We start from the raw sequence: 10,764 nt of genomic DNA on the forward strand, positions 1-10,764 counted from the left end.
GAAAGCATGAAAGTGAAAAATGAAGATAAAGTATTAATAGGCGTTGGAGTGGTCGGAATCGGACTTGTAGGCTACTTGTATTGGGAAAAAAAGAAGGATGAAAAAGAGCAGGAATTTTTAACCGATATTCCAGAACCACCACCAGTAGTCCTAGATAGACCTACGAATTCCCTACCAAAGACAGGAGCAGTTTTAAATAAAAACAAAGTATTAGGCAAAGGAATCAAAGGGGTTGAAGTTAGAGAATTACAAAGATTGTTAGGTATTACTATCGATGGCAATTTTGGAGCAAATACCCTTACGGCTTTGCAAAGCAAAAAAGGAGTTTCAAAAATTAGCCTCAATGCCTATTTAAAAATGCCTACAAAAACTACATCGAAAGAAATTCCTACTGCGCTAGTTGCGCCAAGAAAAGGGCAAAAACTAATGGCAAATGCAAACAGCATTAGTCTTTTCAATGCTAAAAAGACAGCAAACGGTACGTATTTCAATACAGGAACAAAACCTTTTATGGGTGGTAGTTTTAATTATGGGGAGCATCTGGGTGTTTTTGTTGGTTCTAAAGTAGGCGGACAATATTTAATCAATCGCGATAACGTGTATTATTTTGTAAACGCCAATGCTGTAAAAGGATATTAAAATGGGAGCAACAGAAAAATTAATCATCGGTGCAGTAGCACTCACAGGATTTGTTTATTTCCTGACACAACCAAAAGTAACCCCTAGAAAAGTGATTTTATAATGAGTTTTATTTTAGACAACAGTAGCATTTTTTTTAATGCATTTGTACGATACGGTGTAAATACACCCATTAGGATAGCCCACTTTTTAGCGCAAGTATCGCATGAATCAGGCAATTTTACAAGGGTTGTAGAGAACCTGAATTATAGCCCGCAAGGGCTATTGTCCACCAGTCCGTTTAATTCTCGCCTGACATTAGCTGAAGCAAAGAAATACGGTAGAACCACCGAGTACAAAGCCAATCAACAAATGATAGCCAATATCGGTTATGCAAATAAAAATGGTAATGGTACTATTGCCAGTGGGGACGGATGGAAATATAGAGGGCGTGGTTTTATACAGCTAACAGGTAAGGGAACATACGAAGATTACAAAAAGTACTCGGGTCATGATGTAGTAAATAATCCCGATTTACTTTTTCAGACAGCCATTGCCGTGGATTGTGCCGCTTGGTTTTTTTCGGTGTATAAAAAATTAAATCCGCTCGCAGATGCTAATTTAATGACACAGATAACTCAAAAAGTGAACGGAAAAACCAACGGACTAGCCGACAGGGTTGCAAAGTTTAATTTCTACAAAGCCCAAAACATCAGTTTGGAGTTATTAAAAAAAAAAGCGAAACCCCTACCTAATTTTACTAGCATCACTAGCTACGCTTGGAATTGGCTTTCACCTTATAACCAAAAAAAACTAATATGAAAAATACAATCTTAAATCAAATCATAAGCGAACTCAAATACTATCAGGATTATTTTTTATTTCTAATAGTAGTACTGGCAGGGGTTTTTATGAAAATTTACCTAGCCATTCAAAAAGGAAAGAAGCCACGCCTTAGTTGGTTTTTAGCCGAAGCAGCTATCAGTTTTTTTGTTGCATTCTCCGTCTATGCTGTTTGCGACCAATATTTGAGTATCAACAAGATGTTTACCTATGTGATTTGCGCTTGGGGCGGTTCACTCTCCACCTTAATACATAGTGAAGTAGAAGCATTAATAAGCAGTTTTTTCGATGGATTAAAAGCCATGCTGAAGCTAAAAATAAAAAAATCATGAGTACGAGTACGAGTCCAGAGAATCCCATGAAGCTATTTTTAAAAGTAGTTTTATTTATAGCGTTTTATTTCGCTCTTTGTATCGCTTTACACGGTTGCAAAGCCAAACCAATTGAAAACACACACGAAGTTGAAACAGTTATAGCCAGTAAAAAGGATAGCATCAAAACAACTGTTATCAGTGAGTCTATAAACGATACTTTAAAAATACAACTCCCGAAAGTCCAAACGGCAAAGCCCGAATGTGACAGCATAGCCAAAGCAGAATTACAGCGAGTATTACAACTGCTGAATAGTCATAAAAAATCAGGAGATAACGAAGCAGGGATTTATTACGATAGTTTACGGAATCAAATTGTAGCATGGCAGAAAATAGCACAGACCAAAAATGTAAATACAGCTACAAACAAAGAGTATATCTACATCAAAGGCGATAAACAAATTAAATATGTTCCTGTAAAATATATTCCTCTTTGGGTTAAAATACTTGCCTCAATTGGTTTTGCAACAATGCTCTATATCTGCTATCGTATTTCGAGAATCTTTATTTAAAAAATCAAACAAATGAGTGTCAAAAAAATAGTTATTGGAGCAGGAATACTAGCCATTGCAGGATATTTTTATTTAGAGCAACGAGTGAAAAAGATAATCAAACAATTTGAGTTTGTCAAGATATATCCAGTAGCTTTTAAGAAATTGGATGCGAAGTGGAACGACGGAAAACCGTTTGTTACTTTCAATCTGGATTTGAAATTAGTAAATCCGACAGCACAGCATTTTAGCGCACAGCTTACGGCAGTAACCCTAAAGCGAATTTTGTTTTACGATAAAAAAAATATGCTTTTAGGATCGGCAAACGTGAATGTAAAAGCGATAAATATTGCGCCTAATTCCAGTACTATAATTCCGAATGTACCCGTTCAAATGGATTTGCAAACCGCCATAACTAACGTGCTTGGAGCTTTAAATGTCAGTAACTTTAATAGTAGCGATATTCGAATTGAAGTTATTGTAAGCATCTTGGGTACGGAACATAAAATTTCTTAAAATGACATTAGCACAAGAATTCAATAGCCTTAATGGGCTTATCGTGTCAAGAAAAACGCTTGAAGATTTGCTTATGAAAGCCGAAAAGGAAAAACATACCGTTGTTTCCAAGCGTGTTATAAAAGTACTGCAAGCCTTTGCCGATGATACTTTTCTAATTGAAATCAATAATTTAATAGAGCCTTACGGATTAAATGGAGTTGATGCAGAAATGCTATTACCTACGCTTGAGTATATTTCGGAGAACCATAACGACGGATTAAATGCCGTTTCTCCTGATGAGATTTACAACTACATCACGGATTTGATTATCAATACAATTAATAAAGTAGGGCATTTGCCTTGGCAAAAAGAATGGACAGGTTCGGGGGCTAGTAATTCAGTTATGAATTATGTTTCTAAAAAGGAGTACACAGGGGCAAACTTCATTTTGAATTTTGATATTAAGTTTGATGAAAACAAACAACCTTATTTAGTTCCTGCGGATTTTATACAGCCCTACTATTTAACCTTTAATCAAATTGAGGAAGCCAAAGTAAAGCTTAAAAAAGGCAGTAAAGCAAGGCGTGTGATTTATTATACGCTAATTCATGATTACCATAGTGAGCATTTGAAATTTAAAACCAACGACAATAAAAAGTTCGGGGATTTTGTGAAATCGAACTCACTTACAAAAGAGGATTTAAAAAAGAACCTAACCAAGTTCCCAGTTTTAAAATATTATAATGTATTTCGTGCCGATGATTGCGAGGGATTGAAATTTCCTGCTGTAAAAGAAAGAAAAATAACAAATCCGATAGCAGAAGCTCAGGCAATCATCGACGGATTTAAGACCCCGCCTAAATATACCAATATTGGTGATAGAGCCTATTACCGTCCAAGTACAGACGAGTTAAATATGCCAACTATCGAAGCTTTCACCAGTGAAGCCTTTTATTATTCTACTTTCTTTCATGAAGCAGTACACAGTACAGGAGCGGAGCATCGTTTGAATAGAGATATGACAGGAACGAGAAACGGTGGAGGGAGCGGAAATTATGCCTTTGAGGAATTAATTGCAGAACTCGGAGCGGTATTTCTTTGTAGCGAATCAGGAATATTATTCCATACCAAAGAAAATTCCGCTAAGTATTTAAAGAGTTGGAATAATCATTTAATAGATGAATTAAACGACGACAATCGTTTTTTCTTAAAAGCATCGGCACAGGCTCAAAAGGCAAGCAATCATATTTTAGGACGTGAAGTTGCAAACGCTGAAACTAAAGAAAAGGTAGAAGAAAAGACAATAGAAAAACCCATTATTGAACCAAGCCCGAAAGTAGGACCTGTTAAAAAGACAATTGCAAAGCCTATTGTAAAAAGAAAGGCAAAGCAAAAAATCAAACAACCTGATTTGTTCGGAGGACTCAGTGGAGCAGATAGAAGAAAGAAAGAATCTGTTATAAAAGAAACAATTGTAAAGGCAATCAAAGAAAAGGCAATCAAAGAAAAGGCAATCGTTTCAAAGCCCATTGCAAAGGAAAATGTAAACCGAAATTCTCTAGCCTATAAAATGGCAAACAAGCCTACCAAAGTAGATTACTTTAAAATTGAGAACAAAGACATTGCGGAGTTCTTAGGAGAAATTGAACATAAAGAAAAAGAAAGTATTGTAATCTCTCTTACTGGCGGTCAGGGTTCGATGAAAACTAGAATGTGTTTCCAGTTTATGAATGCCTTAGCGCAGAATTATAAAGTAGGTCATGCCAGTATCGAAGAGCATCCAGAGAGTAGTTTGTATTACAATAAAGCCGAAGAGTATTTAAACGCAAAGGCATTGCAAAACATCGAAGCCCCTGAGATTAAAAGTGTTTCTGATTTGGATAAACTCATCCGAAACAATGACATTATCATAATCGATAGTTTCTCTAAAATGCAGGAAATGCACAAAGGCTTTGAAGTGGATAAGGATTTAAGAAAGAAGTACGACGGAAAATTATTCATTGTTATTTTCCAACAAACTACAGATGGCAAAATGCGTGGCGGTAGTAAAAGTCAGTTTGATGCCGATGTAGTTCTCTTTACCGAAAAGAAAGCAGATTACAGGCAAAATTACATTTGGGCAGATAAGAACCGTTACCAAAATAAACCGCTCGACACTTTGAAATTCAATATTTTCAATAAAAAGTTGCAAGGGGACGAACCCGAAGCTGTGGCAGAACCACTAAGGACTAAAAAATTATCATTTACAGTAAATTAATAAAAAAAGTAGATTTTATTGAAAACCGGCAGCGCATTTCTCCAGGGAATTTCGGCTTAAAAATCTACAATTCAATAATCATCAATCAAAAAAATAATCAATCATGGCAGTAAAGAAAAAACCAACAGTAAAAGGCTTAAAGAAAGTATGTAGTAGTGTTATTAAAGGGACAGGGCTTAAATCCGATGGGACATTAAAGAAAGGATTCAAATACATTAAAGGCGGTAAAATCGTAAAAGTAAAAGCTGTTACAGCGAAAGCCAAACCAGTAAAAAAGAAAGTGGCTAAAAAGAAAACAGTAAAAAAGGCTTCAAAATCTAAAAAGTAAAAAAATGAGTGCTGCAAATCCCGATACAAGAATATTAAAGCTCGTCAAAGATAATAACGGCAATGTATTGTTAATGAAATTAGACGACACCTTAATTACTTCTTTTAATCCTGCTCAAAATCTTTTGAGAATTCCTGAAGCCCCAAACAAATTTAAAATTCAATCAAACGCTACATTTGGGGAAAATCCTTTAGTACTGGATTATACACAGGTTAATTGCAATGAATGTATTCCGATGATTAAAGCTAGAGATTTCAATGATTTTTTACTTGAATTATCTAAAAAGTTTTTCTTTTTTAAAAGCTCTGGTGATGGTGGTTCGGATGCTCCTAGTAATGGTAAATGCAGTTTGTATGGTGTCGTTAGACCTACGTTTGTTTATACTAAAAGTTTAACCACTAAAAATTCAAAGTTTATACGTTTAAAGAATGTTTATGGTGAACGTTGGGGATTTAAAATTCAATATGGCGGTTATTTAGAGGAATCTTTAGAACCGTACTTTAAGCCTTATTTTGGAGGAAGCGATTTGATTCCTGATACTGAAATGGGATTACAGGTAGAGTCTTTAATTTCTTTGGATGATATGTTTATTAGGCTCTTTATTAGTACACGTAGAGAAAATTTTGATGTGTATTTTATTGTCAATCCTGATAGTAATACTTTTACTCTTTTAAATGCTGATCCTACCTATTTTGTTTCTACTGCTGATTATCAAGATGATGCTATTAGAGATACTTTGACTGTTCGATCTTTAAAAGCTACCGAAGACCCGCTTAGTTTCTATGTTCGTTGGAAAAATGTTCCAGAATTAGAAGCAATGCCATCTTAAAACACTGTTAGCTTTGTTTTTATTGAAAAATGCCGTTGCTATTTGTAACGGCATTTTTTTTATCTTTGACTATGCCTTTTACTTCAGAACAAGTTGAGAAAATGAGAAGTATTTTTATGCATCTCGAACCCGCTACTCTTAGTAGTATCCAATTATATCAAAAGCCCCATGAACTTAGAGTACATTGTATTTTAGGTATTCGTAATAAGGGTAGCAAATGGATTTGTGTGTTTCATAATTTTGAAAATATAAAACCATATCAATTAAAAATTCTAGACAAACGAAAAAATGAAATTCCTTTTGAAGTTCATATAACTTATCCTGCTGAAAATATTACTAGAGTAGGATGGAAGACGGTTTGAAACTTTTGTTAATTAAATTTGATGCGTTTTTTTATATATTTCTACTGAAAAGAAGCAACAATCTGATATAGAAAAGTTTTGATTCTCTTTAGCTTTATTTGTGATTCCATTTTTATTAAGATTTTGAGCTATTTTATAAATGCTAAAAAAACATCTAAATAATAGTTAGTGTAAAAAGTATTGTTAAAATGGTTAAATATAATGAAAAATTTATATATTCGTCATATGTAAATCGGCTTAACTATTTGTTTTTAAGTTTATTGTGTGGAAATGATTATGAATTTTAAAGGCTATTTAAATATGAAAAAAATTATTTTAATCTTACTCTTTTTACCATTATTTACTTATGCCCAAGATGGCTACAGTTGGAATCAACAGAGACAGGCAGAGCAAAATAGACAAATCCAGCAGCTCCAGCAACAGCAAAGGCAACAACAGCAACAGCAACAGCAACAACAGCAGCAGCAGCAACTTCAACAACAGCAGCAACTTCAACAACAACAGCAACTTCAACAACAACAAATTGCTCTTGCTCAACAACAGCAACAACAACGTGCTGCAGAAAAAGCTCGTTTAGAAGCAGAGCAAGAAAGAATAAAGAAAGAACAAGAAAGAGTAAGGCAAGAACAAGAAAGATTAGAACAAGAAAAGCTTCGTTTAGCAGCAGAAAAAGAGAGGCAAAGACAAGAGTATTTAGTAAAGTTGGGGAATTATAGAGATAATGAAGTTCAAGTGCAATTTGATAAAATTATTAAGGAGCGTAATTTATCAATTCAAGCTAAGAAGGATATGGAGAAAATAAAGTCTGAGTTATTAGATAAGACTTGGTGGCGTCAACAAGACAACGTTTTATTAATTGGTGTTTTAGCTTCTCAAATAAACGCCTTTTCTAATTTTCTTTTAGATTTAATTGAAATGAACCTCCCTCCTAATCCAGTAGCGACATATTCACGTGAGATTCTTGACCAAACACTCAAGACAGGAGATTTTAATGCTCTTGTGGTTGCTCAAACAATTAGAGATGGTGTTATCGCTGACAAAATAACAGCAGGCTCAACTTTATTGCAATTGTCAAAGATATTTAAGGATTTTGGTCAAAGAATAGGTGAAAGTACAGAGCTACCTGAAAGCCAAAGAAGATTAAGGAATGAAATAAAATCTCAGATTCAAAGGATTGACCAAGAGATTAGAAGGTACGAAATTGAGATTCAAAAGCAAGACAATGCATTAAAAGCTAAGCAGACTTTATTAAACTCAATCAATGACTATTTGAGTGTAAATCGAAATTAAAAAAGTCTAAATTTTATTTTATATGTTCAGAATAATCATCAGGAAGCACTGCATCAATATCACGTAAATATTTCTCTAATGCACTCATTGTTGTATGTCCAGTAATCAACATTAATTTGCTTTTTGCTTCGTTTGGCGTGCTATTTTTAACCAATTCTTTATATAGCTTGGTTATAAAAGTATGTCTGAAACTATAAAGACCGTAATCTTTGCTTAGTTTCAAGCTATCCTTTACTTTTTTAAATCGATCCCCGAAATAACCACGTTTATCTGTTTCGTTGGTTGTCCACTCGAAGCCTATTCCTTTAGGAGTAAATAAAAAACTTTCTCCATCATACTTATCTAATTCAGGTAATTGATTTAATAGAATTTCAGGAATGATTTTGGTTTTTACAGGCTTGTTCTTAGCTCGAACATAAATAAGTCTATCTTTTATATTAATGTCCTTTATTCTTAATCTAACAACTTCAATTGGGCGCAAGTGATTAAGTGAAACAAATTGAATGAATAAAAGCAAAAGAGTGTCATTCTTTAGTAGATATTGTAATATGTCTTTCTCTTGTTCGGTGCTAAATGTTTTATTTCTCTCAGGAGTAGATTTTAAAACATTGATTTTTTTTATGAAATTGTCTGTAATTATATCATTGTCTTCGAGAGTTTGAAAGAACATGGATAGATTGGCTCTTGTGTTATTTCTGTTTTTTGGGCTTGTCGCAGTCAAAACATCATTTAAGAAACCAATTACAGCCTTTTTATTTACACTTGTAATGTATCTGTTTTCATAGCCATTTAACAGAAGCCACTTTTCAAATGATTTTACTCTAACTCTAAAATCACGGTAACTATTTTCTTTTAATGAATTTTTCTTTAGCTCTAATGTAAAAGTAATAGCATCGGGAATGTTGTATTTTTTTGATTCATCGACAGAAATAGAATCATCATAAGGATTATAACCATTTTCGAGAATCGTTTCGATTGCCTTAGCGAGAATTTTTATTGCTTCTTTACGTTCTTTAACAGTTTTGAATTGATTTACTCCCGAATAAATGGGAGTTTGTCTTTCTAGTTTTTCAGTTTCAGGATTTCGAAAGGAATAATAGACGTACCAGCGCTTTGATAAGTCGCCTTTAGCATCGTAAATACTTGGGGAAGAATATAGTTTCTTATAAGTCAAATCGTATGCGTTAGCGTATTCTTTAGTTAAGAGGTGTCGAATTTTTGACATAAAAAAAGCGGTTTTAAATTTCTTTAAAACCGCATAAAATCTATATTTTTAGCCTTTTAAGCTTCGTAGCGAGACCGAGATTTGAACTCGGGACCTCAGGGTTATGAATTTGAAACCCTATTTTTTCCCCTGTATTTATTGGCGTTTACAAAGCTTTTTTTTGTTAAAAAAATGTAAATCGTGTTCGTTTAAGTGTTCTTGAATTCTTGGATTAAAATGTGTTTTTTGTTAAAATTTTGTTTAAAATCTGAATTTTGATTATATGTGTAATTGCAGTTTGTTTTAGGTAAATGTCTCTGTTATAAGATTAATATGTTAAAACATAGCCATTTAACTAATATTTTTAATATGTTTTTTTTCGTCTTCACAATCGTGCAATTTTCTCTCTATAAACTCTATTTTTTCTTTATACAACACAATTATTTCCTGTAATTGTGTCTTACTGTCTTTTAGTATTTCATTTTGTTCTTCTAGTAGGTTCATTTTTTCTACTAAGTTTTTAGCATTTTCGACAGGAATTTCAATTCCTTTAAACATTTCACCTTTACCCGTTAGTAAAAAATCAGCTGAAATGTTATTGCATTTTGCATATAAAATATCTATGTCAAAAGTACCTCTTGAGTACCATGAAGCTAAAGTTTGCGGTTTTATTTCTAAAAATCTAGCAAAATCACTATCCTTTTTAAATGAATAGTAGTTTTTTAACTTATTTAAAATCAATGTTTTATCTAAATTCATAAAAAATAATTGTAAAATGTACTCAAAATTGTATTTTTGTATTCAAAATGTAATTACATTTACAGTATCAAAACGTTACTAGTGTGTTACTGATATTCGTAATAGACATACCCACGAAAGTAGTAAAAAACATGATGCAAAAGTTTTAAATCTTTTCATAAGAGCCTAATAAGTAAAAGTAATGCAAAACGAGTGCCAAGTTTTACGGAAATCCATAAGGACAGCAAAAGAAAACAGACGTTATCGTTTGCATCAAAAGATTGGTAAGGTGGGAGTTAGGTATAATCCTAATTTGAAAACCATTTATGTGCCTTTCAATGATGATTTACAAAATAAGGATATACTGGAATTGCAAAAGAATTTTAATTATCAAATACAACTAGAGATATGATTTCTAAAAAAGAAAAAAGGCTACTGATTGAAATATTAGGACGTCAATACACACCTAAAGTGATGCCTTATCTAAAAAAGAAGGGACTTAAAAACGAAAAAGGTAAGCCTTTCTATGTAGAGAGTATTCGTATGATTACTAATGGATTTCGCGAAAATGAACTTGTAGAATTAGCAATTATGCAATTGGTAAATAAAACCATACTAGAAAAAAAAGCAATGGCGCTTAAGCGTAAAAAGTTATCCAAAAAATAATTTTATATGAATCCAAAAGTATTATCAATGTTCCACAATGCTAAAATCTTTCTTTCCTCTGAGGAACTGAAAGAATTAGCCTTGTGTATTGATAAAGAATTTGGAAAAATAAAGGTCCAGAAAGAAAAAGAACCAATGCCCTTAGAAAACTGGACGCAAGAAAGTGTTACAGAATATCTATTGGCAACACATTTCAAGAAAAAAAGTAAAGCATAAAAATACCTCCAGCAAATGCTGAAAATTCCTAGACGCATTCGGGCGTATTACGC

Annotated in this window: 14 protein-coding genes; 12 read left to right on the top strand and 2 right to left on the bottom strand. The window is 33.1% G+C overall.

Features of this window, described 5'->3' with window-relative positions; all coding sequences use genetic code 11:
• The 10 genes from OIU80_RS20500 to OIU80_RS20545 all read left to right on the top strand — a co-directional run.
• On the top strand, nt 1-639 hold a 639-nt coding region (locus tag OIU80_RS20500), incomplete at its 5' end, for a peptidoglycan-binding domain-containing protein (RefSeq protein WP_264288830.1).
• A gap of 102 nt (nt 640-741) precedes the next feature.
• Nucleotides 742-1,440: a glycoside hydrolase family 19 protein gene (locus tag OIU80_RS20505; RefSeq protein WP_264288831.1), complete on the top strand. Its 699-nt coding sequence runs from the start codon at nt 742-744 to the stop codon at nt 1,438-1,440.
• The gene (locus tag OIU80_RS20510) at nt 1,437-1,793 is read left to right on the top strand and encodes a hypothetical protein (protein WP_264288832.1); all 357 of its coding nucleotides are present in this window, start codon (nt 1,437-1,439) and stop codon (nt 1,791-1,793) included. Before OIU80_RS20505 ends, OIU80_RS20510 begins: the two co-directional genes overlap by 4 nt.
• Nucleotides 1,790-2,344, top strand: a complete 555-nt coding sequence (locus OIU80_RS20515; RefSeq protein ID WP_264288833.1) for a hypothetical protein — start codon at nt 1,790-1,792, stop codon at nt 2,342-2,344. Before OIU80_RS20510 ends, OIU80_RS20515 begins: the two co-directional genes overlap by 4 nt.
• 12 nt (nt 2,345-2,356) lie before the next feature.
• Nucleotides 2,357-2,839, top strand: coding sequence for a hypothetical protein (locus OIU80_RS20520; protein WP_264288834.1), 483 nt, complete (start codon nt 2,357-2,359; stop codon nt 2,837-2,839).
• 1 nt (nt 2,840) lies between these two features.
• On the top strand, nt 2,841-5,078 hold the full coding sequence (locus OIU80_RS20525; protein WP_264288835.1) for a zincin-like metallopeptidase domain-containing protein: 2,238 nt from the start codon (nt 2,841-2,843) through the stop codon (nt 5,076-5,078).
• A gap of 103 nt (nt 5,079-5,181) precedes the next feature.
• On the top strand, nt 5,182-5,406 hold the full coding sequence (locus OIU80_RS20530; RefSeq protein ID WP_264288836.1) for a hypothetical protein: 225 nt from the start codon (nt 5,182-5,184) through the stop codon (nt 5,404-5,406).
• Nucleotides 5,407-5,410: 4 nt separating this feature from the next.
• The gene (locus tag OIU80_RS20535; protein ID WP_264288837.1) at nt 5,411-6,235 is read left to right on the top strand and encodes a hypothetical protein; all 825 of its coding nucleotides are present in this window, start codon (nt 5,411-5,413) and stop codon (nt 6,233-6,235) included.
• 29 nt (nt 6,236-6,264) lie between these two features.
• Nucleotides 6,265-6,597 carry a hypothetical protein gene (locus OIU80_RS20540; RefSeq protein ID WP_264288838.1) on the top strand — a complete coding sequence of 111 codons (333 nt, stop codon included), beginning with the start codon at nt 6,265-6,267 and terminating at the stop codon, nt 6,595-6,597.
• Nucleotides 6,598-6,897: 300 nt separating this feature from the next.
• The gene (locus OIU80_RS20545) at nt 6,898-7,887 is read left to right on the top strand and encodes a V-type ATP synthase subunit I domain-containing protein (RefSeq protein WP_264288839.1); all 990 of its coding nucleotides are present in this window, start codon (nt 6,898-6,900) and stop codon (nt 7,885-7,887) included.
• Between the two features lie 13 nt (nt 7,888-7,900).
• Here the strand turns inward: OIU80_RS20545 and OIU80_RS20550 are convergent, their stop codons facing one another.
• Nucleotides 7,901-9,112: a tyrosine-type recombinase/integrase gene (locus tag OIU80_RS20550; RefSeq protein ID WP_264288840.1), complete on the bottom strand. Its 1,212-nt coding sequence runs from the start codon at nt 9,110-9,112 to the stop codon at nt 7,901-7,903.
• 330 nt (nt 9,113-9,442) lie between these two features.
• Nucleotides 9,443-9,850, bottom strand: coding sequence for a helix-turn-helix domain containing protein (locus OIU80_RS20555; RefSeq protein WP_264288841.1), 408 nt, complete (start codon nt 9,848-9,850; stop codon nt 9,443-9,445).
• 387 nt (nt 9,851-10,237) lie between these two features.
• On the opposite strand from OIU80_RS20555, the gene OIU80_RS20560 reads away from it, so the two are divergent.
• Nucleotides 10,238-10,495, top strand: a complete 258-nt coding sequence (locus OIU80_RS20560) for a hypothetical protein (protein WP_264288842.1) — start codon at nt 10,238-10,240, stop codon at nt 10,493-10,495.
• A gap of 6 nt (nt 10,496-10,501) precedes the next feature.
• Complete coding sequence (locus tag OIU80_RS20565; RefSeq protein WP_264288843.1) at nt 10,502-10,711, top strand: acyl carrier protein; 210 nt, start codon at nt 10,502-10,504, stop codon at nt 10,709-10,711.
• The last annotated feature ends 53 nt before the right edge of the window (nt 10,712-10,764 follow it).

The organism is Flavobacterium frigoritolerans (genome assembly GCF_025847275.1).
GTDB lineage: Bacteria > Bacteroidota > Bacteroidia > Flavobacteriales > Flavobacteriaceae > Flavobacterium > Flavobacterium frigoritolerans.